The sequence below is a fragment of the Nostoc paludosum FACHB-159 genome (assembly GCF_014698835.1).
GTDB classification, from domain to species: Bacteria; Cyanobacteriota; Cyanobacteriia; order Cyanobacteriales; family Nostocaceae; genus Nostoc; species Nostoc paludosum.
In genome coordinates this window covers 212,050-238,236 of the sequence record NZ_JACJTU010000007.1, presented here as the reverse complement: position 1 = coordinate 238,236, position 26,187 = coordinate 212,050, and the positions used below count along the sequence as shown (strand labels likewise).

Annotated in this window: 24 protein-coding genes and 1 pseudogene; 7 read left to right on the top strand and 18 right to left on the bottom strand. The window is 40.7% G+C overall.

The features are described 5' to 3' along the window. The first annotated feature begins 406 nt into the window (after positions 1-406). Positions 407-784: a hypothetical protein gene (locus H6H03_RS09840; RefSeq protein WP_190954942.1), complete on the top strand. Its 378-nt coding sequence runs from the start codon at positions 407-409 to the stop codon at positions 782-784. A gap of 251 nt (positions 785-1,035) precedes the next feature. On the opposite strand, the gene H6H03_RS09835 is transcribed toward H6H03_RS09840, so the two are convergent. Together H6H03_RS09835 and H6H03_RS09830 are read right to left on the bottom strand one after the other, a co-directional pair. Continuing rightward, complete coding sequence (locus tag H6H03_RS09835) at positions 1,036-1,827, bottom strand: DUF928 domain-containing protein (RefSeq protein ID WP_190954941.1); 792 nt, start codon at positions 1,825-1,827, stop codon at positions 1,036-1,038. A 19-nt stretch (positions 1,828-1,846) separates the two neighbouring features. Further along, complete coding sequence (locus H6H03_RS09830) at positions 1,847-4,279, bottom strand: CHASE2 domain-containing protein (protein WP_190954940.1); 2,433 nt, start codon at positions 4,277-4,279, stop codon at positions 1,847-1,849. Between the two features lie 315 nt (positions 4,280-4,594). Between H6H03_RS09830 and H6H03_RS09825 the strand changes: the two genes are divergently transcribed. From H6H03_RS09825 to H6H03_RS09815, 3 genes are all read left to right on the top strand, one after another. Beyond that, positions 4,595-5,800, top strand: coding sequence for a sigma-70 family RNA polymerase sigma factor (locus H6H03_RS09825; protein WP_190954939.1), 1,206 nt, complete (start codon positions 4,595-4,597; stop codon positions 5,798-5,800). A gap of 2 nt (positions 5,801-5,802) precedes the next feature. Further along, complete coding sequence (locus H6H03_RS09820) at positions 5,803-6,957, top strand: DUF1822 family protein (RefSeq protein WP_190954938.1); 1,155 nt, start codon at positions 5,803-5,805, stop codon at positions 6,955-6,957. Positions 6,958-7,400: 443 nt separating this feature from the next. After that, the gene (locus H6H03_RS09815; protein ID WP_190954937.1) at positions 7,401-8,015 is read left to right on the top strand and encodes a hypothetical protein; all 615 of its coding nucleotides are present in this window, start codon (positions 7,401-7,403) and stop codon (positions 8,013-8,015) included. Between the two features lie 186 nt (positions 8,016-8,201). Here the strand turns inward: H6H03_RS09815 and H6H03_RS09810 are convergent, their stop codons facing one another. The 5 genes from H6H03_RS09810 to H6H03_RS09790 all read right to left on the bottom strand — a co-directional run bounded on the left by H6H03_RS09810 (position 8,202) and on the right by H6H03_RS09790 (position 15,258). Next, on the bottom strand, positions 8,202-9,704 hold the full coding sequence (locus H6H03_RS09810) for an HlyD family efflux transporter periplasmic adaptor subunit (RefSeq protein WP_190954936.1): 1,503 nt from the start codon (positions 9,702-9,704) through the stop codon (positions 8,202-8,204). Positions 9,705-9,770: 66 nt separating this feature from the next. After that, entirely contained in the window at positions 9,771-12,701 is a 2,931-nt protein-coding gene (locus H6H03_RS09805) for a peptidase domain-containing ABC transporter (RefSeq protein WP_190954935.1), read from the bottom strand. Positions 12,702-12,867: 166 nt separating this feature from the next. Then, entirely contained in the window at positions 12,868-13,659 is a 792-nt protein-coding gene (locus H6H03_RS09800) for a peptidylprolyl isomerase (protein WP_190954934.1), read from the bottom strand. A 140-nt stretch (positions 13,660-13,799) separates the two neighbouring features. Next, positions 13,800-14,543 (bottom strand): PPC domain-containing protein, encoded by a 744-nt coding sequence (locus tag H6H03_RS09795; protein WP_190954933.1) that lies wholly within the window; start codon positions 14,541-14,543, stop codon positions 13,800-13,802. A gap of 439 nt (positions 14,544-14,982) precedes the next feature. Beyond that, complete coding sequence (locus tag H6H03_RS09790) at positions 14,983-15,258, bottom strand: hypothetical protein (protein ID WP_190954932.1); 276 nt, start codon at positions 15,256-15,258, stop codon at positions 14,983-14,985. A 434-nt stretch (positions 15,259-15,692) separates the two neighbouring features. Between H6H03_RS09790 and H6H03_RS09785 the strand changes: the two genes are divergently transcribed. Next, positions 15,693-18,410 carry a TnsA endonuclease N-terminal domain-containing protein gene (locus H6H03_RS09785; protein ID WP_190954931.1) on the top strand — a complete coding sequence of 906 codons (2,718 nt, stop codon included), beginning with the start codon at positions 15,693-15,695 and terminating at the stop codon, positions 18,408-18,410. Continuing rightward, on the top strand, positions 18,410-20,101 hold the full coding sequence (locus tag H6H03_RS09780; protein ID WP_190954930.1) for an AAA family ATPase: 1,692 nt from the start codon (positions 18,410-18,412) through the stop codon (positions 20,099-20,101). Before H6H03_RS09785 ends, H6H03_RS09780 begins: the two co-directional genes overlap by 1 nt. 9 nt (positions 20,102-20,110) lie before the next feature. Here H6H03_RS09780 and H6H03_RS41980 read toward each other — a convergent pair. The 11 genes and pseudogenes from H6H03_RS41980 to H6H03_RS09740 form a co-directional block, all read right to left on the bottom strand. Further along, positions 20,111-20,521, bottom strand: a pseudogene (locus H6H03_RS41980) (hypothetical protein). 131 nt (positions 20,522-20,652) lie between these two features. Beyond that, positions 20,653-20,979 carry a DUF305 domain-containing protein gene (locus H6H03_RS09770; RefSeq protein ID WP_190954929.1) on the bottom strand — a complete coding sequence of 109 codons (327 nt, stop codon included), beginning with the start codon at positions 20,977-20,979 and terminating at the stop codon, positions 20,653-20,655. 104 nt (positions 20,980-21,083) lie between these two features. Then, positions 21,084-22,250 (bottom strand): baeRF7 domain-containing protein, encoded by a 1,167-nt coding sequence (locus H6H03_RS09765; RefSeq protein ID WP_190954928.1) that lies wholly within the window; start codon positions 22,248-22,250, stop codon positions 21,084-21,086. A 17-nt stretch (positions 22,251-22,267) separates the two neighbouring features. Continuing rightward, positions 22,268-22,501: a hypothetical protein gene (locus tag H6H03_RS40225; RefSeq protein ID WP_242057757.1), complete on the bottom strand. Its 234-nt coding sequence runs from the start codon at positions 22,499-22,501 to the stop codon at positions 22,268-22,270. Further along, on the bottom strand, positions 22,483-22,869 hold the full coding sequence (locus tag H6H03_RS41235) for a CapA family protein (RefSeq protein ID WP_313931821.1): 387 nt from the start codon (positions 22,867-22,869) through the stop codon (positions 22,483-22,485). Before H6H03_RS41235 ends, H6H03_RS40225 begins: the two co-directional genes overlap by 19 nt. Next, positions 22,811-22,942 (bottom strand): hypothetical protein, encoded by a 132-nt coding sequence (locus H6H03_RS41230; RefSeq protein WP_313931827.1) that lies wholly within the window; start codon positions 22,940-22,942, stop codon positions 22,811-22,813. The genes H6H03_RS41235 and H6H03_RS41230 overlap by 59 nt, the downstream gene beginning before the upstream one ends. Before the next feature lie 10 nt (positions 22,943-22,952). Next, a complete protein-coding gene (locus H6H03_RS41225; RefSeq protein ID WP_199338889.1) occupies positions 22,953-23,285 on the bottom strand; it encodes a CapA family protein in 333 nt (110 codons plus the stop codon). A gap of 209 nt (positions 23,286-23,494) precedes the next feature. Continuing rightward, the gene (locus tag H6H03_RS09755; RefSeq protein WP_190954927.1) at positions 23,495-23,977 is read right to left on the bottom strand and encodes an Hsp20/alpha crystallin family protein; all 483 of its coding nucleotides are present in this window, start codon (positions 23,975-23,977) and stop codon (positions 23,495-23,497) included. Positions 23,978-24,243: 266 nt separating this feature from the next. Further along, on the bottom strand, positions 24,244-24,810 hold the full coding sequence (locus tag H6H03_RS09750; RefSeq protein WP_190954926.1) for an HPF/RaiA family ribosome-associated protein: 567 nt from the start codon (positions 24,808-24,810) through the stop codon (positions 24,244-24,246). 63 nt (positions 24,811-24,873) lie between these two features. Further along, the gene (locus H6H03_RS09745) at positions 24,874-25,038 is read right to left on the bottom strand and encodes a hypothetical protein (RefSeq protein ID WP_190954925.1); all 165 of its coding nucleotides are present in this window, start codon (positions 25,036-25,038) and stop codon (positions 24,874-24,876) included. A 193-nt stretch (positions 25,039-25,231) separates the two neighbouring features. Continuing rightward, entirely contained in the window at positions 25,232-25,465 is a 234-nt protein-coding gene (locus tag H6H03_RS09740; protein WP_190954924.1) for a hypothetical protein, read from the bottom strand. Between the two features lie 279 nt (positions 25,466-25,744). Here H6H03_RS09740 and H6H03_RS09735 point away from each other — a divergent pair, with 279 nt between their 5' ends. Next, positions 25,745-26,176, top strand: coding sequence for a pentapeptide repeat-containing protein (locus H6H03_RS09735; RefSeq protein WP_190954923.1), 432 nt, complete (start codon positions 25,745-25,747; stop codon positions 26,174-26,176). The last annotated feature ends 11 nt before the right edge of the window (positions 26,177-26,187 follow it).

The following is a 26,187-nucleotide window of genomic DNA, read 5'->3' as shown; positions in this document are numbered from 1 at the left end:
TTGTTATATGAATTTAGCAAAAAAATCTGCCTATTTTGTCTTGACAATTAACCACATTGGTCATTAGCAAATCATCGATTTATGCCTTAACTGTCTTAAATGTCCTAACTGTCTTAACTGTCTTTTTGACTAGTTTTTTAGTGTCTTAACTGGCATTGCGTTTTATTAGCAATGATGAGAAGATAAAAAATTAGCAACACAAAAGACATTTATCGGCTTCCCAATTACAGGAATCCGATTTAATTTGGAAACAAATTATATAGGTATTAAGGTAGTAGACAACAGGTAGTTAATGTTTACCTATTGTGACGATATCTCTTGCCTATTGATTACCTTGAAGCTAAGTTCACAAATTCCATAGTAGCGCTATTTTTCAAGTGAATTTCTTTTCTGAGGAGTAAAAATTATGACTTCATTAAACCATAGGAAAACTCAAACGTTAACACAAGGTAAAGGCGTTCAACTGTCTGGGAATCACGTGAAAACGGAAAAATTTTTTATTCAAAAAACCCTCAGAGATGGAGGTAGAATCCGATTCAAGGTTCGTTATTCTGCTGAACTCAACGATTTCTGCTTGCTGGAAATTATTTTGATGAATGCACAGACTGAAACACAGGTTGCTAATATGACTATTCCCAACGGTGGCTCTACAGTTAAGGTTCAGGAACAGGAGCAAGAATTTAGTATTTGGGAATCAGGAGATTATTACTTCTTTTTCAAGATGTCTTCTAAGAGTGGAACATTTTTAATTGAAGAATATCAGCTTTATTGGTTAATTAGTTAATAATAGCAGGCAATAGGCAATAGTGTTGAAAGTGTCTGTTTGTCGGGGTTTGAGGCTCAGTTTATGACGCTCAACTATGTTTCAATTACTATATTCAGTATGAGTTAGTCTAGCACAACGGATATGACTGCGATCGCTTTGCTAAAAAAGTAAATTTGAAATTGCTTATTCTGCTAAAAAATATTATTCTATAATCAAATTACTCGAATTAGCAATCAGCGATCGCTCTGGGAATCAGATTATTTTGGATGTCAAATTTGGGATTGATTAGTTCCAATTAAAACTTTTGTTGCCAGTTTTTCTAGTTTCACTACTTTGAGTAGATTGTTCCAATCTTCAGTCAGTTGTGAATCATCCAAATTTGCCAAACGGAGTTCGGCTATGGTTGTCAAAGCATCGAACCAAATGCCATTTTTTGCGTAAATTGCTGCTTGCTGACGTGGCGAAGATTTTTTGATTTGTTCGCGTAATGATGCATCTAAATTTACGCGCTGTACCCAGCCTTCGACATAATTTGATGTTGCTGGTTGAGAGTCACAAGCAACTCTAACCTTAAAAAACCAATGATAAGGTTTGTTAGCTTCCAGAATACTCTTTTGATTTTGCAATTGCACTCGCACAATTCCAGGTACTGGAGGTGCTGTAATATTTTGACGATAAATTATTGTATCTTTATCAGTTTGTAAAACAAACTCAATGGTTTTAATGGAAGATTTTTCATAAGGAATATAAAACCAAAAGCTAGGTTGTTCTTTACTAGTTAATCCCCACACTTCCGTAATGGTAGCTGTTTGATTTGTGCCTTGTTGCAATTGCTGTTCGTAGCTAGGTACGAGAGCAGTTAAAGGTACACCAGTTTGAGTACACTCTCCCCGTGAAGCTCCTTCTCCTCGGTTTCCAGGTGCGCCGCGATCGGCTGGTGGGGGAGGTGGATTAAAATTAATTGGGTTGGATTTTTCTGCTACTGCTAGGGAAGTATTCAGGTAACTCATCAAAATGATGAATGTAGTAATTGAAGTTAGCCGCTGAAGAAATTTTTTCATACCTCATTTTTCCTAACGTTTATTTATCTCTGTTTTTAGTAATCACTAAAATCTGTGCAGGTTTCGAGAAATTTAGATAATTCTTCATAAAATAAGTAGTAACAATAAGAGTAACCATAAAGCTGATAATTGGGGGAACAAGGGGTATCCAAATACTCAATTTAATTAAAAATATCAGGCATATCCCGTAGAGGCTGGCGATTGTAATTCCAGTTACAATAGTTAAATAAAATAGCCGTTCGATGTAGTAAGCTAGTAGGCTAGCTGTTACTGACCATGCTAAAATCCAGATAATTTCTTGCCAAAGATACCAAGTTGATAACAGCGATCGCTCATCAAGAACCGCACTCAACAATTGACTAATCATTTGTGCTTGCAAGACAACACCGGGTATTTTTTCGATAGCACCTTCATTTGTAATGTAAGGTGTGGATGAATAATCTTGAAAGCTTTGGGCTGTTGTACCAATCAAAACAATTCTATTTTTGATTGTGCTAGCGTTAACTTTTCCTGTTACTACTTCTGTGAGCGTTACCTGGGGCACAAATGTTTTTAGCGAATGATGAGAACGGTAATTTAATAAAATTTGGTGTCCCGAAGCATCAATTCCTTGGTATCCTCCTGTGTGTGCTGTTAGCGGTTTAAAAGTAGTTTTGCCCAGTTTCCAAGCACCATCGCTCGTAAATTTGAGAGAGATATTATTAGCAGCCAAGTAACGCAATGCTAATTGAACGCTGAAACTATACGAAGTTTTGCAAGGTGAAGAAGGGGGTGGAGTTAATGCTAGTAAATGGCGACGGACAATGTTATCAGCATCGAATACCAAATCACTAAAACCCAAGCGTTCTAGGGATATTTCTGGAGGAGGTTTAATTCCGGGATGCTCGGATAGAGGATCGCTAACTCGGCAGACTGAAATTAAATGTTTGTTATTATACAGATGTTTTTGGAGTTCTGGTAAGTCTGATTTGACAGGGCGATCGCGGTAAATATCTAATCCAATTGCTTGCGGTTGATAGGCTTCTAATTTTTTCAACAACTTCAATAAAGATTCATCTGAAAGAGAACCTTGGGGTCTTTCTTGAGACTGTGATTGCACATCTTCTTCAGTAATTGTCACAACTAACAACCGAGACTCAGGCTCTTCATGTGGGCGTAGCTGCTGCAATCTATCGAATGCTTGCAACTCCAATTTTTGCAGCATTCCCAAATATCGCACGCTCACAACTAAACCACCAGTTATTAAACTTATAAAGATGAGCCAAAGAAGATGAAATTTTGAGCGTTTGACTTTGTTAGTTGATTGTGTGGAGGATGAGGGAGATGAAGCAGAAGTAACCAATACCCCATGCCCCATGCCCAATGCCCCATGCCCCATCCCCAACTCATCCCAACTTGGCGGTATCTCTGCGAGATTTTGGTAAATCACAGGTAGCCAACTGGCACAGGGAAATTGTCCGTCTAACCCTTGCAGTCGTTCTCTGGCAATACGGACTGCTAGATAAAGAGATTGGCCTTGAGAATATGCTTGTAAGAAATGTTTGAGAAATGTTTGCGCTACCCTATCTGGAACGGGTTCGCGCATCACAATCAACTGCGGAATCTGCAAAGAAGCAAATTCCCTTGCGAGTCCTAAGCCATCGCAGGAGTTAAAGATTGCTAACTTTAAACCGCGATCGACGGCTTGCTTTAAAGCGTACTTTAACTGACTAATTGTCAAACTCTCTGTTTGGTTAATATAAATTTGGCCTGTTTCTCCTGTAGTGTGGCTTGAACTGTGTCCTGCAAAAAAAAGAATATCCCAATTTTGTTGCCATAAATTATCTGTTAAATCTTCACAAGATGGCTCTACAAGAAAGTGAATGTTTGTATCAGGTAGTTGTTCTAAAAGTTGACGATCTGTAGCTATATCGACTCCATGACTATCACCTAATAATGCTAAAATTTTAACTTTTGTCGCCGATTTTGGCAAAAAGCTAACTTTCTCATAGCTAGGGGCAGCTAAAGCGATTTCTGCATTTGGATAGCGTTCTATTAACTCCCAAAGATGCCAAGGAAGCTTTTGAAGTTGATAATCTTCCGTTTGTAAAATTACTCGAATTTGGTCATGTTTCTGAAGTTTTTCGAGCCACTTCTCGCGGATATTGCGAAAGGTTTGTGATTGCAGCCATTGATTCAAGCGATCGCGCAATTTTTGTGCCGCTTGTAAACACTCTCCATCGGTTGAAATTACTTTTTGGAGTTTTGGTAGTCCTTTGGGACGAGCAGAAAAATCTAGGTTTCGATAAATCGTCTGCCAACAATTAAAATTTACCGGTAATTCTTCGTCTGGCGGTAGTTCGCCGATAACTTCAGTTTCAGCACGGCTATTTTCTTCTCCAATTTGGAGAGTAACTGGAAACCCAGCATCAAAGCTACCTTTACCAAATTTTAAAACTACCAATTTAGTCATTAGTCATTAGGCAATAGGCATTAGGCAATAGGCAATAGGCAATAGGCATTAGGCAATAGGCAAATGAGTAATGACGGTCTTAATCATAAAATATGTAACTTTGGCACACATTAGATATCATCTCCAATTATTATATTTATGCAAGAAACATAATTTTTTCTCAATAATCTCACATAGACATAATGCACTCTACTATAAAGCAACACGGTTTGGCTAAGAAGAAAATTACATTGGGTTGAGGTTAAATTTCAGGAAAATCTCGGTACTAGAAAGTATTTTAAATTTATTAGTTATTTTTATCAAACCAAAAATTTTATGTATTCAAGACAACATATCATTGAAATTTTTTCCACATTTGTGCTGTTTAAAGGTGATGTTTTTGACCGTTGGATTACTGATAGTAAGTTGCGGCGAAGTATGCAAAATTGTTTAGAACAATATTCTTTTCAAGAGTCTGAAACCTTTTGGGCTATTTACTGGCATCGTATTTGGCAAACCCAGGCAAGTCCCATCGCTGTTGCTCATATAACAGCTTATTTGCAGGAAGTCTGCTATTGGGTTGCGAGAAAAATGAAGATGAATGTACTAAGTCAACATTCCATCGCCGACTTTTTCCAAACAGCCATCGCTCGCATTGACAAAGTTCTCAGAGGCTTTAACCCACAATTAAGTTCAAATTTGAAAATTTATGCTGAATTTACTTTTAGTAATTTAATCAAAGATTTGTTACGTCAGCAGCAAGAAGTCGATATTTGTAGCGATTGGGGATTGCTGCACAAAATCAGCCAAAAGCGATTAGTGGAATCTCTCAAACAAGGGGGTTATCCATCACAAATTATCGCGCGTTATGTTCTGGCTTGGAATTGTTTCTTGCAAGTTTACGCACCCAATAATGCTGCAACTGCTCACAAACTTACCAAACCAGATAATGCAACATTACAAGCGATCGCCAAGCTTTACAACACTGAACGCCTGAGTCAGCCTAGTTCTCATCCAGCCTGCACTCCAGAAAATGCGGAATCTTGGTTAATTGCTACTGCTAAAGCCGTGCGTTTCTATGAATATCCCGCCTCTGTTTCCCTTGATGTCCCCGTACCCGGACAAGAAACAGGTGAATTGCTCGATCTCCTGACAAATGATGTTCAAGAATCGGTATTAAATGAAATAATTCTTCAAGAAGAAACAGAACATTTAACACAGCGAACTACCGAAATCAACCGAATTTTAAGCGATGCATTAGAAAAATTAGATACCGCAGCCCAAGCACTTCTGCAAACCTACTACAAGCAAGGATTGACCCAGCAAGATATTGCCCTACAGCTAGGAGTTAAACAATATACAGTTTCTCGGCAATTAACTAAAATCAAAAAGACTTTACTAATGGAATTAGCGCAGTGGAGCCAAAAAACACTGCATATTTCTGTGACATCTGACGTAATCGACAGTATGAGCAATTCTCTAGAAGAATGGTTAATTGCTCACTATCGCCCTATTATTCTCTCGTCGCCAGTGGAGTCTTGACAATGACTTTTGATGTATCCCCAATTCCAGAACAGCTGACCCTAGAAATTTCCCTATCTTCTCAAACCCAGGAATCAGCAGCTTTTTCTACATCTGGCGCACGGTGGCTAGCCTCAGTTAACCAAATGTGCCTAGATGCATTTTTACCTTGGTTGAGAGAGGAGCAATTTCCCAGTGCGAAACTTTCGACTCAAATAGCTGCACTACCTAGCTTTTGGGAATTTGTTAATGGAAGTGCCATCGCTTGTGAAGGGTTTCGATTGGTATTAATTCCGACAACAACAATTGACACACCAGAATTGCGTGTACCCCAGGAATGGGTGGATATTCCCAGTTGGGTTGCTGATTATTATATCGGAGTACAAGTTAATCCTAATGGGGGCTGGGTGAGTGTTTGGGGATACACAACTCATCGTCAATTGAAAACCAAAGGGGTTTATGATGGGGGCGATCGCACTTACTCTTTGGATGAAGATCGCTTAATCAAAGACATTAATGGTTTGTGGATTACTCGTCAACTTTGTCCAGAGGAAATTTTACGTGCGTCAGTGGCAGCTTTACCAGAGTTACCTTTAGCACAGGCAGAAAACCTACTAGAACGCCTGGGTAATTCAGAAGTAGTTTTTCCGCGTTTAGCCATTCCCTTTGAACTTTGGGGAGCATTATTAGCACATGGTGGTTGGCGTCAGCAGTTGTACGAACGCCGCCAAGGGTTATCCCCACAGTGGTCAATTCAACAATGGTTGCAAACAGGAGTATCAAATTTAGCCCAACAACTTGGTTGGGGAACGACTAGGTTGCAATTAGCTCCTAGTGGCGTGCGGAATCGAGAAAGCGCAGAATCAAATATATGTTTGTCGCGACAGTTGGCGATCGCTGGTTATACCTACGAGTTGCGCGTATTTACTAGAGGTAATTTAACAGACAATGTATGGCGTTTTGAATTGCAAAATGCCAATCCAGATGAAACCATTCCAGTTGGATTTAAACTCAGACTATTAACCGAAGATTTGCAACCCTTTATTAATAATGAGGATACAGCAACACAAGCGAGCGATCGGCTTTATGTCGATGTAGAACTAGAGCCAGGAGAAGGCTTAGTCTGGGAAATTGAACCAACACCAGAAGGCTACGAGCGAGAAATTTTAAGGTTTTGAACTTATAGCATTTCCCGTTTTAGTGAGGTACTTGGTAGGGGCGCAAAGCTTTGCGCCCCTACCAATTTCTGTACTTCATTTGATTGCCAAGCGCTATATACCAATTCAAAAAATCTTTGCAACATAATAATCGGCTGTAGGGGTGTACAGCTATACATCGATGTTAATTTAACTTAAAAACCGATGTCCAGCAAGGAACTGAAGTTCCTTGCTCATAGTAAAAGTCATCTGAAGATGACTAAATAATTATTAATTTATAATTCATAATTCATAATTTCAGGTACAAGCCCCTTGATTTATGAATATAATTAATAATTATTAAATATTAATTATTTTGGCATCATTTTTCAAGAAAGCGTATTTATGCGTGGGGTAATAGTTATAAATTAGTAATTATTAATTATGAATTATTTTGACTGAATTTATTTGATTGGAGGAATTCAATGAGCCGCCCGCCATTGTTAGACCCAAATCGCTCATATACTTTTAGCAATTACTTTGACTTAGGGTTTGCAGTTGATGATTTAGTTGCTGAATTTGGTTATTCATTCGAGCGTAAATTTCTGGAATTACCACAATATTCAGGCACATTAGACAGACTTACTGACCTGAGAAAACGGATTGAAGAAGTATTACCTTTTGTAGATTTAGAAAACGAAGCTACTCGCCGGGAAATTTTAATTGCGCCTATTGTTACTGATTTAATCCATTATTCCCGCGCAAAATTACGAATAGAGTATAGTATTAAAGTTGATAATAAGCTCCAAGGCAATTTGGATTATTATCTCCGAACAACAAAAAATTTAATTGTGATTGAAGCTAAGCAAGCAGATATAAATAGGGGATTTATCCAACTAGCCACTGAGATGATAGCCCTTGATAAATGGACTGATTCTAATCAAGCTGAAATATTAGGAGCAGTAACAACAGGTAATGTCTGGCAATTTGGTATATTATACAGACAAAAACAAAGTATTGAACAAGCAATTAACCTTTACCGAGTGACTGAAGAATTGGAAGCCGTGGTCAGAACTTTGCTGGCTGCACTGATGAATTAATCCGCAAAAGGCAATAGGCTTGCGAAAGTCTCTTGACATCGTTTTTTTACGAGAAGTTTATGTCTTAAACTATACTCCAACTGCTATAAACAAAGTATTTATTGATAGGAAGCTTGGTTAACAATTGTCTTTCAAAATAGAATTAAGACCGCATCAGTGGCAATGCGATCGCATTCTGAATTCTTCTCAACGAACAGATTTTAAGCTTTCAGCTTTATCCACTAAGAAATCAGTGAAGATACTCATAACTGTACGCTGACGCAATTTAATATTACCATTAATAGACATTCCTGATTGCAGCGAAATTTGGCGTTGATTAATCAGTAACTTCTGTCCATTCAGGCGGACTTTTGCAGAAAAACGCCAGAAATTATAAACTTGGTCTGGAGGTAGAGCATCAGAACCAATTTCAATTAACTCACCTTTGATATCACCATACTCTTGAAAAGGAAAGGAATCAATTCTCACATCTACTTGTTGTCCTTCTCTAACAAAGCCAATGTCACGGTTGGTGATGAAAACTTTAGCAACTAAACTATCGCTGGGAACGATTTTGAGAATTGGTTCGCTGGAATTGACAACAAACCCTGCTGTTTTAGCTTTGAGTTCAAAAACAGTACCATCCACCGGAGCAGCAATTTTTTGATATTTCAGCGTTTGTTTTGCTTGAGCTAACTTGCTGTCAATTTCTCCGATTTGGCTATTAATTTCATAAATTCGTTTTTGATTTTCAATAATTACTTTAGTTAGTTGACTGTCAATTTCAGCAATTCTTTTGTCGTTCTCTGTAATTTTTCCTAATAAGTCTTCTTGAGATAGCGCCGCAGCATTCCGAAACTTTTCATTTGCTTGCACAACAGCTAATTGTAATCGCTGCTTTTCTTGAGTTAGCCGCATTACTTCTGCTTGTTTGACATTTACTTCTTGCTCCTGTTTGAGGATTTGCATTCTGGGGTATGCACCCGCTTTGTCTAAAGTTTTGAGATTTTGATAAATTTGGCGATTAATTGCCAGAACATCTTGGGCACTGCCTAATTGTGCTTGAGTTTGGAGTAATTGCTGTTGTGTTTGTTGTGTTTCTAATTTAGCTGCCATCAAGCGTGATTCTAATTCTTGCTGGCGATTTTGCAAGCGTAACTGTTGCTCTAAAGTAAGTGCTATTCCAGTATTAGTGCCGTTTAATTGTGCGCGATACAGCTGATTTTCAGCCAAAACAGCAACTCGATTTTTAGTTAATAAAGCTAGTTCTGGCTTAAGTTTTAAAAGAGCAGTTTGCTGTAATATTTGTTGTTGTGAAACTTGTCCTTGTAGTTGCCGCCGATAGAAATCATTTTCTAGTTCTAAAGACTGTTTTGATTGTAACTGAGCAGCATGACTTTGTTTCAATGAAGTAAGTTCTGCCTCAGATGTTGTTTGTTCTAGGCTAATAAGTATTTCACCTTTTTTGACTCGCTGACCATCTTTAACTAGAATTTCTTTAACAACGCCGTTAACTGGAGCTTGAATTTCTTTAACTGCACCTTGCGGTTCTAATTTGCCAGTGGCGTGAACTGATTCTTCAATTTTGAATACTGATGCCCAAATTACTGTAAAGGCGCTAACTCCGATAATAGTCCAAGCGATCGCTCTTGACCAAGTAGGCGTTTGTTGTAAAAGAACCGGCTGATCGAATTTGTGTGGAATGTTCATAATAGAGGGAGTGGGGACTGGGGACTGGGGACTGGGGGATGAGGGAGATAAACCAATGACTAATGACTAAATCTGCGTTTCCTGTTGTTGGTAGAGGCAGTAATAGTAACCTTTGAGTGCCATTAATTGTTCGTGAGTGCCTTGTTCGACGACGACACCTTTATCCATCATCAGGATGACATCGGCATTGCGGATTGTGCTGAGGCGGTGAGTGATGAAAAAGACTGTTTTTCCTTGGAAAGCTGTGGCTAAGTTGCGGCAAACTTGGGCTTCGGCGTTGTAGTCTAAGGCACTTGTGGCTTCATCAAGGATGAGTAATTGGGGATTTTGCAGGACGGTACGAGCGATCGCAATTCTTTGGCGTTGTCCTCCAGATAGCGCTGAACCTCGTTCGCCGACTAGGGTATTATAACCACTGGGCAAGTCCATTATAAAGTCGTGGGCAAATGCTACTTGAGCCGCCGCAATAATTTCTTCGTCGCTAGCTTCAGGACTTCCCAGGGCAATGTTTTCCCGGACTGTGCCATCAAATAATAAGGTATCTTGTAACACCATGCCAATTTGACGGCGTAAGGAGTATAGTTCGACTTTGGTGATATCATAGCCGTCAATTAAGATTTTGCCAGACTTGGGTTCGTAAAGCCGAGGTACTAATTTTAGCAACGTACTTTTACCGGAACCGCTTTGTCCAACAATGCCAATAAAAGAGCCAGTGGGAAAGTCTAAGTTAATATTAGACAGTTGCAATGGGCCGCGATCGCGGAAGCTAAAACTGAGATTTTCATAGCGCACATGACCTTGAATGCTAGGCATGAGGATATTTTGCGCTTCTGTTTCTGTTTCTTGAGGAGTGTCTAAAATATCAGCAAGGCGTTGCAGAGATAAGGCTGTTTCTTGGAAATTTTGCCATAGTTGCATCAAGCGTAACAATGGACTAGTTACATAACCTGCAAGGATGCGAAAAGCGATGAGTTGTCCGAGGGTGAGTTGTTGGTTGAGGACGAGATAAGCGCCTACCCACAGCACTAACATGCTAGAAAACTTGTTGAGGAAGCTACTAACAGAACTGGCTGTAGTTTGGGTAGAAACTGTTTTAAAACCGGCACTGATGTAACGGGCATAACGTTCTTGCCATTGCCAACGCGATCGCATTTCTAAATTTTGCGCCTTGACTGTCTGCATTCCTCCCATGACTTCTACTAAGTAAGATTGAGTCTGGGCATTGCGTTCGGCTTTTTCTTGTAATTGTCGCCGCATTACTGGCGATACTACCAAGTTGAGTAAGCCAAACAACGGTACCGTTACCAATGCTACTAAAGTCAGAATTGGGCTATAAAATGCCATCACCACAATGTAGACTACAGAAAACATTGCATCCATCACTACAGTTAACGCTGTACCAGTCAAGAAAGAACGGATATTTTCTAATTCATGAATGCGTGTTGCCAATTCACCCACAGGATGGCGCTCAAAATAAGATAATGGCAAACGCAACAGATGACTAATCACCTCTGAACCAAGGGAGAGGTCAATCCGATTAGTTGTATCTACAAATAAATGAGTGCGGACTGTGGTAAGAATGGCTTCAACTACCCCGACTACTAGCAAAAATATCCCAAAAACTTCCAAAGTACCAGGACTATTGCCGACCAATACTTTATCAATAATTGCTTGGGTGACTAAAGGATTTACTAACCCAAAAATCTGAATTACAATCGAAGCCAACAACACTTCAATAAGTACTTTGCGATGGCGTTTGATTGCAGGTACAAACCAATTCAAACTAAACCGTGCCTTGGGAGTATTTTTAGTGGTTTGTAGTAGTAGTACTTCTCCTTCTTGCCCCCAGTTTTCAACAAAGTCTCGCAGTTTGTAGCGCAACAATCCCATCTCTGGAACAGCAATCAGTAACTCTTGGTTGCTATTTTTATAAACAATGGCAAAACTACCTTGCCAACTAATCATTAGTGGTAGTTGCAAACGACTGACAGCAGCAGCAGGAACTTTCACCATCTGCGTTGTCAATCCCATCAATTCAGCGGCGGCGGCACAAAATTGCAGAGATATTGCACCTTTGTTTTCTTGTTGCTTTGTTAAAACTCGCCGCAATACATCTCGGCGCATGGGGATGTGAAAGTATTGGCTTAACATTTCAAAGCAAGCCAAAGAACCATCTAAAGGGCCTCTACCTCGGATATAAGGATACTTTTTTTGCTTAGATGGAGCAGTTGATTCTTCAGTGATGGTAATTTCCGAAGCATAGGGAATGTCTGCGGGTAAAATTGTTGTGGGTGTAGGTTTTTCTCCTAATAAAGATTTAGGTAAACCCACTAAACGCATATTTGTATTAAATTTGAATTTGGGGTTTAAATTATCTAATTCTAAACGACTCCCCGCAGGAAAATTAGCATCAAAATTACTGCTAACTAACCATAAAAATTCTGAGTTTAATTGCTTGTGAAATACCTTGCGTGCAGGCAATGTTTGGATAACTGCTGCTTCAGTTGCAGCTTGAGCAAGCTTAACTAAATTTTTGCTGCCATCTGCGCGACGGGTGAGTTCTTTTGTTAGCAGTTCATATACTTCTAAAAGGGTAACATGATTTTGTAAGGCTTGGGCAAAAGCTGGCTCTTGTTTAAGTAGTGTGAGAAAATCAGCAATGGGTAGATTGAATGCGATAACTTCAGTAGAAGCGATCGCAGTTTCACATGCAATCCCTCGCACATGACTTAACCAACCTAACACCTCTCCTGATGACAGCAGTTTCAGTGTTACAGGATTTGGGTTGTCAGCATTGTAGCCTAACAGTCTCGCTTGTCCTTGATAAATAATAGTAATTTGAGCAGGCATAGCTTCTTGAGTGACTATTATCTGTCCAATGCGATAGCGGAAAAATTGTATCTGACCTATCCAAGTTTCTAAAACACTCTGGGGTAAGTGATTAAATGGGAATAAACTTGCAATTAATTCTTGGAGATTTACTGTGGGATTTTTCATGATTTTTAATAATAGGTTTTGATTAATTGACGAACCGCAAAGGGCGCAAAGGACGCAAAGAAGAAATTAGAGAAAATTTTTGTGTAATTTGCGGATTTAGAGCTTATTTGAAAATTATTCTTTCTTTGCGCTCTTTGCGTCCTTTGCGGTTCGTTTCTGTATTCCACTATGCAACTTCTTGCATCTGTGCAGATTTAGTATTAACACCCATCCAAATTTTTTCTTCCGGCGACAATTGATTTAATTGCTGTTGAAACCAAGCTTCAAAATGTTCTTGCAGCAATCTTTGGCGCATAAAATCATCTAACTGTGCAGAAATTAGTTTTTCTACACGTACAATAACCCATGAATTTCCAAAAGCTACGGGTGGTTGAACTACACCGACTTGACTTGTGTAAAGAAGTTGAGCAAAATTCGGAGTAATATTACCAAGTTCCACTGGGCCGATAATGCCACATCTATCAGCTTCAGAACCTTGAGAATATTCTCGTGCCAACTCAGCAAAGGTACATTCACCTTCTGCTATTCGGAAAAATAGCTCGTTAACAATGGTTTTGTTGTCAGTTTGAATCAAAGAATAAATAACTCGGTCTAAATATCTTTTGCGTTTGAGAAAGTAAGATTCTAATTGATGTCCCCAAGTTATTTGTTTGAACTTTTCTACTCTGAGTTTCCGGGTTGCGAAAAGTTCTAATTGTTCTGGATTCAAACCATAACGCAAGCACCAATCTTGTCTTTTTTGTTCTGTTGTCAAATCCCAATTCTGATAAAGTTGCTCTAGGGCATGAGATGTTTCTGCTTGGGTGCAGGTGATTGGTACAATCGCTGATTCAATTATCCTCTGAGATATCAATTGCGGTATCAAGTTATAGCCAGCCAAAAAAGGGATAATTTCTCTAGGTATGTCGGCAAAGCCTAACCCAGGCATAGCACCGTTTATTTGTAAAACTTTACTCATATTTGTAGGAATATTTAATCCGTGCAGTTATAAAATTTAGAAATGCAAGCGGCATTTCGGTAAAGTTATGTACCGCTTGCAACGTTTGGATAAGATTGAAAGCATTGCCCTACAATGCTTTCAATTACCACTTACTAATGCTAAGCAAAAGTGGTGGTGAAGTGGTCAAAATTCAAGCTGTAGCCAGTGTTGCCACTAAATTGCTGGACTTGCAAGAAGTAGTCACCAGATAAGTTGATGTTGGAAATTAAATCAGCCGCAGTACCACCATTAGTAGAACGTGCGATTTCTTCGCCAGCGTCAACAATACGATTGTTGTTAGAATCTTGAACCAGTCTAATATCAGCATCAGCTAGAAGTCCGCTGAGTCTAATGTTCACACCTTCAAAGAATCCTAAAGAGAAGTGGTAAGTATCTGTGGTGTCGCTATCATTAATTAAACTAGAGCGAGTAACATCACCTGATAAATTACCAAGGTCAAATTCTTTAGGTAGAAGATTGCTAAAACCGGCTGTCGAGTTGGGTGTAGTTGCAGACACAGACAAATCGTAAGTTACAGTGCCGGAACTACCAGGAGCAAAGCGACGGACTTGAGCAAAATAAGTACCTGTACTTTCTCGATTATTGAGAGATTCATCTCTATTGCTAGAATTAGTGGAAAAATCTACCAATTGGTCGCCGGAATCAAAGATACCGTTACCGTTGTCTCGAAAAAGGAATAACTCGGCATCGTCACCAGTGCTGATATCTGTGAGAGACAAATTAATGTTTTTGGTACCGCTAATTTGAAACTTAAAGACATCAGTGGGATCGGATGTAGTTAAGCTGAAGTTGTTTCTTACAACAGGAGTAGTGCCGATTGAACCAAGATTAAATGTAGCCATTTTTTTCCTTTAGTTAGGTTGTTGTTAGTAATGTGGTTAGTTAATACCAATCATTTAAAATGAAGCAATATATATAAAAAATCAGGAACCTATTGCCGCATCAATTTGTTTAATTGCAAATTGGTATTAACCTCTGCCACAATTATCAATACGTGTAAGACTGAAGTTTATGCAAGATGCAATATTTTTGATGTCTAAACTTACAGGAATTTTTAGGTATAACAAGAGCAAGAGGTAAGCTGTTAAGCACCTAATTTGCAGTTTAGACCGCAGAGGAGCAGAGGAGTAGAGGAGAGGTTTAAGCCATTTATTCATAATTTCAATAGTGCAGCTTAAATGCTGATTAGCTTAAAACTGGAGTTTAGACTAAGCCATGCAAAATGACCCAGCAGAGCTGAGTTAATCAGAGACTTAGTGAAATGATCAATAATCTTGAGTATTAAATTGCAATTGATGGTTCTTTGCGTGGTCGTGTTACAGTTTTTTTAACAATCGGGCATCGGTTTTTACGGTAACGCTTTTTTCCTGCTTCCCAACCCGGGGACTTTCCGCGAGGTTTGGGTGGAAGGGCTGGAGTACCAATCACCGCGAAAACTCCACCCATAGATTGAGCAACTCTTCCAGGGGTCAAATTACCCTGAGACTTCTGCCAAGGTAGAGGATTGTCAGTTGCAATATCACGGGCTAACCACAATTCCCAAGTCATCAGAGGCATGAGGTCGCTCCATCTTTGACTTTGCTTAGGAGTACTGAACTGTGGCACTGTCTGTGACTTGAACGAAAAAATGAGCCAAGTTGTGAACCATAAAACGAGCTATAAGTAACGGCAAAATAAGCCTGATGGGAAAAGAGAAATAAAACTTTGCAATTAAATAATGAGCTAAAGTAAATTTTCTGCACCATAATATGAACATGAGTTTAAAAAACCGCTAAAGACAAAACCTCAAGCAAACAAACGGCTTTTAGCAGCACATAAATCAACTTTCATTCCAAAATATGATTCAAAATCACCAAGATATGCTTCACTCCCCCCGTAAACAGTAATATAGACTTGTGTAGTCAAACTCCTTTCACTGCCTTTAAATATAGGGTTTTAGGGAGAGTCAAGAAAAAAGAAGCCCAAACACACACCTATCACCTGTGGCATCAATGAACTCCTCTGAATTTGACCAATGGTGTTCCCAACAGCAACTAACGGCATCTGCATTAGACCTAATTGCCACAATCAGGTCAGCCCCACCCTCACGGAGAGTACAAGGACGCGTCAAGAACGTCAGTGGAGTTTACCCCAGCCGGAAAATGGGTCAAACCATCCAATTTGAAAGCCACACCGTAGAACTGTGGGCAATTTACCAAATGGAACACGAAGAGGAAGTATTAGAGTTTTACGACCAGCCACCCCCCTTCAAAATCCAGTACCAAAATAAAACAGGGCGAAAAATAGGTCACTACCATACCCCAGACTTCTTCGTGTTGAGAAAGTCGGGTGCAGCCTGGGAAGAATGGAAAACCGAAACCGAACTTAAACGACTAGCCGAAAAATATCCTGGACGCTACCAAAAAACTGCCGACGGGAAATGGCACAGCCCACCAGGATGTGCCCATGCTTCTTCCTACGGACTCGAATACCACATCCGCACAGATAGCGAACTGCATCCCATCTTCACCCAAAACCTCATCTTCCTAGAAGACTACCTCTTATTCAACACCAACATCCCCGACACCATCACAGAACAAATACTCACCGCAGTCCAAGCTAAACCCGGAATCACCATCACCGCCACACTGGCCTCAATACCCGGAATCAGAGCCAACGACATCTACGCCATGATAGCCATAGAGCAACTCTACGTAGACCTGTATGCTTCCCCCCTAGTAGAACACTGGCGAGTACAGTTATATCCAGACCAACAAACCCATCAAGCCTACACACATCTAGCCATAACAACACAGCATCATCAACCAATACCCCCACCCACAGCACTCATACCTTCCACAGTCCTGCTATGGGATTCTCAGCCCTGGACATTAGTAAACTTTGGTTCCACCACCACCACACTCCTACCCGAAATTGGACAACCCATACTCCTACCAACAGCGTATTTCCTGCAACTATTGGAAAGCGGCAACATCAAAATTCAAAACTCAGAAAAACAAGCATCCATCAATAATGCAGTCCAGGCACTCATGGATGCCGCCTCTCCGAGTGATCTCAGCCAAGCAAATCACCGATATCATCTAGTACAAGCCTATATTCAACGCCACGCAGATATCTACAAAGATATTCCTCCCAGTACCTTGAAACGATGGGTAAAACAGTTTCGAGAAGCCGAAACCAAGTATGGTTGCGGTTACGTTGGTTTACTACCACATACAAACCGGAGAGGAAATCGTCAACCCAAAGCACCAAACCAATCAAGCGAACTACTCAATAAATTTATTACCGAAAACTTCGAGACACCAAGACAAGCACCAGCCGCTTCAGTCTATAGGTTATATGTCAGAGCTTGCAACGAATTAAATATACAACCCCTGAGTTCTCGTACCTTTTATCACCGCCTCAAACAGCGACCAATCCACGGGACTTCCAAAAAACGTCAGGGAGCAAAAGCCGCATACTCAACAGAACCAAAAATCTTAGAACTAACCCTAACCACACCCAGACACGGAGACAGACCCTTTGCCATCGCCCACATTGACCACACCCAACTCGACATCGAACTACGCTCAATCGCCACAGGACGGAACTTAGGAAGACCTTGGCTAACATTACTCATTGATGCCTATTCCCGACGTATCCTTGCCCTTTATCTCACCTTTGACCCACCTTCTTACAGGTCTTGCATGATGGCACTACGGTCTTGTGTCCAGCGATTTGGTCGTTTTCCTCAAGCCGTAGTCGTAGATGGAGGCAAAGAATTTCATAGTATCTACTTTGACACCCTACTAGCACGCTACCACTGCATCAAAAAAACCAGACCCGGTGGCAAACCACGTTTTGGTTCAGTCATTGAACGATTATTCGGCACAACAAATACTGAGTTTGTATACAACCTCTTAGGTAACACCCAAGCCAGCAAACAACCACGACAAATTACTTCCTCTGTTGACCCCAAACAACAAGCCGTGTGGACATTGGCAGATTTATATACCTACCTCACCGAGTGGGCATACACCATTTATGATACCAGCGAGCATGATTCCCTGGGGGCAACACCATTGCAAGTTTATACCGATGGATTGCTGATAGCGGGGGAACGAGAACACCGACACATCGCCTACAACGAAGACTTCCTCATGGCCACACGTCCCAGTACAGCCAAAGGAACAGCTTTAATCCAGCCAGGACAAGGAATAAAAGTTAATTATCTTTATTACTGGAGCGATGCTTTCCGTAATCCTGCCGTTGAAAAAACCAAAGTTCCCGTGCGCTATGACCCCTTTGATATGGGTGTGGCTTATGCCTACCTAGAAGGACGCTGGGTAAAATGTATCTCCCAGTATTACAGCACCTTTGTGGGACGTACAGAGAAGGAAGTGCTGTTAGCCGCAGAGGAAATCAGAAAAAAAGACAAGGGGAATTCCGTTAGTACGAATATCTCAGCTAAACGATTAGCAGATTTTATTGCCAGAGCGCAAGAGCATGAAACGCTGCTGTTGCAAAGATTACGGGATTTAGAAACCAAAAGTGTACGGGAAAATTTAACATCTTTAGGACAAGGTGTACCGTCTGTTTCCCAAGTACAAGTTATACCACAGTCAATAGCAGTCCCACCCAACAGCAAAGATATCGCCATTCGACATGAGTCGGAAAATGTCCAACTTTTGGATGTCACAAAACTGCCTATCTTTGAGGAATACAGGTAATGTCCAACTGTTTTAGCGGAAATCTTTCAGAATTAGCACAGTCCCAACTCAACCAATTTAAAGAATATGCGATATCTCATCCCCAATTGGCGCAAGTGGATATGTTGCTAATGGGTGCAATTCGTGAACCGGCGGGGTTTGCTCATGTCCTGGTGTATGGCCCTTCTGGTGTGGGGAAGACGACAATGATTCGGCAAATTACTAGACGCTTAAATGGGACTACTATTGACCAGAATGGTTCTTATAGTTGGAGTGAGTCTGGCTATCGCAATGGCAATGTGTCCCCAATGCCACTGTTACTGGTAGAAACACGACCTCCTGACGGTGGGGTGTTTAATCGCACTGATTATTACCGCACGGCACTCAGGTTGTTGGGAGAACCTTTTTATGAGTGGCGGATGATGGTGGATATTGATGCCGAGCAGACTTGGGAAAAGAAGGGGCGGGGACGAAGTAAAACGGCACAGTTTAATGATTCTCCTGAACTGCGTCAGGCTTTGGAAGAAGCAATGAGTAAACGTGGTGTCAAGGCTGTGATTTTGGATGAAGCACAGCATTTAATGAAGATTGGTAGTGGGGCTAGTGGTGGTAAGCTTTTAGACCAGTTGGACTGGATTAAGTCGATGACAAATGTGACTGGTGTACTGCACATTCTCATTGGCACTTATGAACTTTTGAATTTTCGCAATTTAAGCGGACAGGCATCACGACGGGGGCTGGATATTCATTTTCCTCGTTATTTGTTTCAGCATGAACAAGAGCGTCAGGATTTTCAAGGAATTTTACTGGCATTGCTGAAGCAAGTTCCCCTGGAAATTGATATTCCGGCTTTGATGCAGCATTGGGTTTATTTCTATGAGCGTTCTATTGGTTGCGTGGGTGTGTTGAAGGATTGGCTGATTCGGGCTGTGGCTGCGGCGTTGCATGATGGCTGTGATACGCTGACTTTGGAGCGGTTGCATGAACATACTCTGTCACTGGCTCAGTGTGAGCGGATGGCGATAGAGGCGACTGAGGGAGAACAAAAACTTTGTTACATGGAAAGTCGCCGCGAACATTTATGGCATTTGTTGCAGATGGGGATGACTTCAACTTCTGTTCCCGGTGGGATTGTGGATTTATCGCCTCTGTCAAAGTCTACTGTTGCACCTGTTTCTAATGCTTCAGCTACCTCTAAATCAACTCGCAAAAAACGTTCTGACGCAGAGACAGTACAGGCTAATACTTCTACAAAAAAAGCAATAGCTAGTAGCCCAGAAATCAAGAAGAGGCAAACTCGAAAAAAGAAGGAATCTCCTGTGGTAGTAACGGGAACTACGCAGGATACACAAATTCCTGTGACTGAGGTAGCAGAGGCACAAACTCAACCTAAGAAGAGACAAACTCGCTCCTTTAAGCAGACTCCTGTTGCAGTAACAGAAACAACACAGGACACTCAGGAAATGGTACAGAATACACCCAGTTCTGTTACGGAGACAGCATTCGTGCAAACCCAGCCAAAGAACACACAGAAAAGGAAGAAGAAGGAATCGGCTGTTGTCTCGGAGGAAATGCTACAAGATACACTTAGTTCTAAGATTGAGGTAATATCTTTAACAACTGAATCTGACAATGTTGAAGCAGTTCCCAAGAAAAATTCTAGAAGAGGTGTTGGACAACGCAAGCCACAACGAGATCAGGTTGGGGAGTAGGTACAAAATTTACAGTCTTTTGCTTAACAGAGTGATGAATTGATTCAGAGCTTTTTGGGTTGTTTTGTATCCAGGGGCTTTTTTACCTAATTTTAGTTCCTGTAACACTTGGTCACGTAAAGCTTCAAGTTCTGTAATGCTGGGCGAGGTCGGTGTATGCTCTTGAGCGATGTTAGGTTGTTGATCCTGATTTTTATCTTTCCGTGTATTACACGGAAAGCGGTCAACTTCAAGCCATGTATTACTTGGTAGGGTGTTACTTTTCGTCATTTCTTCTAAATAATCTGCTCAAGTCATTCCTAAGCATTCAGCAACGATACCCAATGCTTTCCAGGTGTCATCAGTCAGTCTCAGTGAGCGTACCTGACGATAATCATCGTAATGAAGTGTAAATTTCCCTTGAATATCTCGTCTCAGCATAACCCTTACCATGTAATACACCGTTAGGTTAACAAATTTTTACCGCGTATTACATGGGAAAATAAATTTTTTACTTTCACTATTTTTGCGAAGTATAAAATGGATATCTGCTCTGTGAAGCATAATGTGAGCTAAAAGCCCATTTTTTCATTCAAGTCACATTGGTCTATTGTAATGGCTTGAGCTAGTTTTTTGATTTCAGGATGTTTAGCACGCGTTAAAGCCAGATTAGCCATCTCCACTGCTTGCTGATGGTGAGGAATCATTATTGTGATGAAATGCTGATCTACCTCACCCATCATCCCTTGTTGGCAAGGAGTAACCTGAGCAGATGGGTGATGAATATTATGTTGTGAATTTGGGGACTGAGCAGGCGTTTTATTGATTATTAATAATCCTCCAACTGCACTAATGCTCAATAACCCTATAAGATTATAAATCAAATTTTTATTGTTCATAACTTCACCTCCTTGCTGTCTAAAATTGGGAAATTGGCTCTTATTTCTCTTGTCCCAGAGTGATTAAACAGAGCTAAAGTAATTACTACAAACGCACTTACCCATCAATAGCGAAATACCGCAGCTAATGGTGTATCATCTGGCATCTTTGCCGACTCAACTGCATAGACGATACCGCCATTTAAAATAGTTTGAGTTGCTGCGAAATCTAATAATTCCTCGTCGTTGGGTTCTGCGTCGGGATGCACCTGAACTGTTTGGGTATCTGAGTCAAAAGTACCCCACTGCTGTTGACCGAGGGCGACAATTAACTTGTCAACCCGTCCCTGACAAGCCGCCGGAATAGTTTCCGTAATTTGGCTGGAGGCTTTTCCAGTTCCTAGCAGTTCCCTGTATTGATTTATTGCGTCTTGCTGTGCTTGCAAAAATAATGGTTCTACTATTTCCCAAGCTTGGGCGTGTAATTCTTCTGGTGATAGTAGTTCTGGATTACCTGTTATTCCAGTATCCACGAGATAAGCATAAGTATTTGCTTCTCGGTAAATCGGCAAAAGATACTCTACCCCAGCTAACACTAAGGGAGCGTGTTCTGCTTTGAGTAACTCCTGCAACGCTTCATTGACCCGATGGAAGTATATGCTGAGGTTTTCCTTCTCATCTTCATCACCAGCACCATGACCGTGAAATACCGTGACTCCACCAGGAGCGGCGCGTCGTCCACCTGTTGCGCCTGGAGTGCCTGTATGGGAAGGGGTTTGCCGTTCTGGTTCTTCAAACCGTAGTACTTCTTCCAGACTTGGTAGTACACCAGTTAAATCAATCTCTTCAATATGATGGTGAGTGCCTTCTAATAGCCGAATCAGATTATGGCTGAGAGCCAGGATATAGAAATGTCCATCGCTCTGGAATAAGGGGAATAGAGGTTTAAGGTAAAAATGGTTACTTACAGATACTAGTTCTGCAAAATCTATAGGTAGAGTGTAATATTGGAAAAAATCTTGTGAGCAGAAGACTGCTAAACCATTACTTTGATGTTGCCAAAATTCATACTCATCTAGCTCTCTGACTGGTTCGAGTAAGTTTTTTGCATCTTCAGAACGCCAACCATGCTCAATCAAGCGTTCTTCAGCTTCTCGAATTAAGTTTTTAAACCGGATTGGGTTTTGTTGCGTGTCTATCCCGGCATGGCAAGTTGGGAGAAAAATCGATACACAGACTTCTCTGGGTTGTTTTGCTAGTGTTTCGAGTTCTGCAATAGAGAGTAATTTCATTCGTTTACCTCCTGTGTTTACAGAGAAGGGGTAGAACTGATAGTGGCGTTTTTCCCTGCCCCCAAGTTAACTTCTAATCCTTCTGTTGTTTGTATGATATTGGTATTGAAATTTGCACAAAGAAATTGCATACGCTGACAGATAGCAGTAAATTCTTCTCCTTTGGCTAGGTTAACTTGCGTATAACTTAAAAATACAGGTATTAAACGCAACTTATATAAGCCGCGATCGCTCACTTCCACCAGAAACACAAAAGACCAATACGCAACACAGGATCAACTGCATAATCATCCAGAAAATCCCCTGTGTCATAAAGGATTAACCCCTGTTTGTACTGTTCTACACCTTGGAAAAGGTGAGCAGAATGACCGTGAAAGATATCTACACCCCTATCCACAACTGCGCGAGCAAACTGGCGAAAGTGAAGCGGCGGTGAGATGCTCATATTCGGTCCCCAGTGAGCAGAGAAGATAATTAACTCTGCCCCAGCTTGACGTAACTGAGCGATCGCAGATTCTATCAGTGATAGAGTTAACAAATTTGGACTAATTTCTAGATAATTAGTCCCTGGAGAATCCACAATCAGGCTCGTTATCTGTGAGGGCAATGATACCAACACGCAAACCTCCAATATCCATGATGATGGGAGTTGTAGCCTGACTGATATCCCGCCCCGCCCCAGCATGGTGAATCCCCGCAGCATCAAGATATTTCAGCGTATCTAGCTAGTAAACCCTGGTCATCAAAGTCGAGGATGTGGTTGTTGGCGAGATTAACACACTGAATATTGGCAGCACGAAGTACTTCTACTGCGGCGGGGTCAGCGCGAAAGTGAAAAACTTTTGGTGTTCTCCTGCACTCTTGAGTATTTTGAGTAACGGCACATTCCAAATTAGCGATAACAGCATCCGCACCGCGCAAAATCGGCAAAACATCTCCCCAAAAGGACTGTGCTGACCTCTGAGGAATCTCTTCGTTGACACCCCGACCCAGCATGACATCACCGATAAATGCTAAAGTGACGGACTTTGCCATAGGCTCTTGTGAATGTATTGTTTTATCAGGAAGGGGATGAAGTAAGTTCTTAACTCATACATCAATTCGTATTTAAACGCAGAGGAACACAAAGTCAGCGCAGAGGTACGCAGAGTATTTCCCTGAACGATTAACTACCAATTTATGACTGAGTTTTGAGTTAAGGATTTTTTACCTCTCCCCTACTATCTCTTTGCTTTTATAACAGACTAAGCAACGTTAATCTTGACGGATTTTTTCTTTTCCCCTTCAACTTTCGGGATGGTAAGGATAAGAATGCCGTTTTTGTATTCGGCTTGCGCTTTGTCGTTTTGAACGTGTCCAGGTAGTGGAATAAGTCGCTCAAATTTGCCATAACGGAATTCAGAGCGGACTATGCCTTTTTCTTCTGTCGTGGTTTCTGATTTGCGATCGCCACTTATCGAAACAGATTGTTCTGTCACCTCTACATTCAAATCTTTAGACTCCAATCCCGGAATTTCCAGTCTGAGGCGAATTGCGTCAGCAGTTTCCTCCATTTCGGCGGAGGGTATAAAGTTAAGTGCAGAGACTCCGCCATCGCCATTCGGGAACATCCGTTCAAATAGGCGATTCATCCGTCTTTGCAGATGTTCAATTTCCCGCATAGGCTCCCAATGAAATGGTTCCCAACGTTCAATTTCTTGGAAAGGTTCCCAACGAGTAATTGCCATAATCGTTGCCTCCAATCATGTGTAATTTAAAACTTGATATTTCATCTTGATTGCTACTTTCGCAGCTTTCACTTAGCAAGCTACCAGGAATAGGAGATGAAGCTAAAACACAAATCACTAACAGTTAACAGTCAACACTTATGTGAAACAGCTTAACAAGTAAAGACTCTCCTACTATCTTGAGGTTAAAAGGAAAATTTGAGGAACTTGTGAGGAAGTGGTTGATGCTCCCTAGACTATTCAAAAAGTGGTTTAAATCAACAGCCTCAACCTTGTAGGTGATGCTTACCGATCAATCTAACAGTACTAGCTTGCAGTCCTTTATCACCTTCTTCCTCTGCAAAACGAACTTCGTCTCCCACCTGCAACTGCTCAAAATCACCATTGAATAGACTGTTGCGGTGAAAATAAACTTCGCTACCATCAGGTACTTCAATAAAACCGTAGCTTTCATCAGAGAACAACGACGCAATTCGTCCATGAGGCTGTTCTTCATGAGTCTTGGTTTCCTGACGCAGCAGACTGGTGTGGTCTTGCAGTTTGCGCTTGGCTGCATCAAAAGCATCACGAATTGCTACATAAATATCCTCATGGGATTGATGTTCAGGTGGGTCACGGTTGACAACGATTTCCCCTGTTGGCACAGTGATATCAATTCGTATCTGATAAAGTTTGCCGTTACGTTGATGCCGATGTGGAGCATCAACTATGACTCGACAACTGGTAATCCGGTTATAAAAATGCTCTAGTTTATCAACTAAGGAGCGAATTTTTGCTTCTACCGCTTCTGATGGTGGAATGTTGTGAAAGGTGATTTGTAGTGGGATTATCATGTTTTCTCCTATTTCTCAAGTATCTCTTGCCTGGATTGACAGATTGCTCAGGTAAGGTGCTAATTAAGATGCGTTTTCCCAATCACATAACAACTCATGCTCTTGTTTCAGTGGGAGTTGACGGAGGGGAACTTGAGGAGTACCAATATCTGTTGAATGTTGAGATAACTGTTTTTTCTTAATTACCTTTTTTATCTGCAATTTTGGTTGAGTGGCTGTGATGGTCATTTTATTCACCTCCCACACTAAATCAGGAAGGAAAAATCGTTATATCTGCGACATATATAGCAGCAATTACAACTCAGTAATCAATGTATATGAAAATTTTGAACTTGAATTATTATTTTTTATCTTCAATTTCTATTATTTCTCTAAAAATCAATACCAGCAAAGAAACGATAAAAAAATATATATGATCTCTTTAAGAACTAACTGCAAATTGCTGTGTCAAAAGTTCATGAATTGCAGTATCACTGATTTGGGCAAAATTCTCATACCAGAGGGCGATTGCATACAAAGGTTCTGGTGTTATTAAACATATAAGTTTATCTACCTCACGGCTTAATTCTTGACAAGTTTTGGCTAACCCTACCGGAACTGCAACAATAATTTGCTGAGGCTTTTGTTCTCGCACTATGGCTATAGCAGCACGCATGGTTCAGTGTAATCTGTCAGTTTGTTAGCTAATTGTTGCCCTGCTTCAGCGCGATTTCGGAATCTTGTTTTGATTTGACTCATAGTAGCCATAACTGACCGCCGCTTACAAGATATCTTTTAGGTTAGGTAACAAATTTGAGAAAGTTGTGAGGAAAGTAAAACTACCTCACAACTTTCTCAAACTTTTCTTTTAGCATGAAATTAAAGCCAAAAAATTGAGCCACGTTGCACTTAGAAATTTAAACACTTCTAACTTGGAAAAACTGGTGAATTTACTATGCAAAACTTATCTAATCAACCAGTGAAAAGCGCTCATGAACTCAAAAGAAAGTATGAAGCAGGAGAAAGAGACTTTCGTGCAGCTGAGTTATCTAAAGCTGACTTACAAGAAACTTATTTAGAAGGAGTAGACCTCAGTGGAGCTAACTTAGATGCAGCCAAACTTAGTAGAGCAGACTTGAGTGGTGCTAATCTCAGTGGAGTTTATTTAAGAAAGGCAAATCTGAGAGGAGCTAACCTCAGTGGTGCAGATTTGTTTAAAGATAAATTGGTGGGAGCAGATTTGAGTGAAGCTGACCTTCGAGGTGCAGATTTGAGAGGAGCTAACTTGAACAGGGCTAACTTAAATGCAGCCAAATATGACAGCTACACAGTTTTTCCAGAGGATTTTGACCCTGTAAGCGCCAAAATGACGCAGTTGGAAGAATAATAAGGAGATAT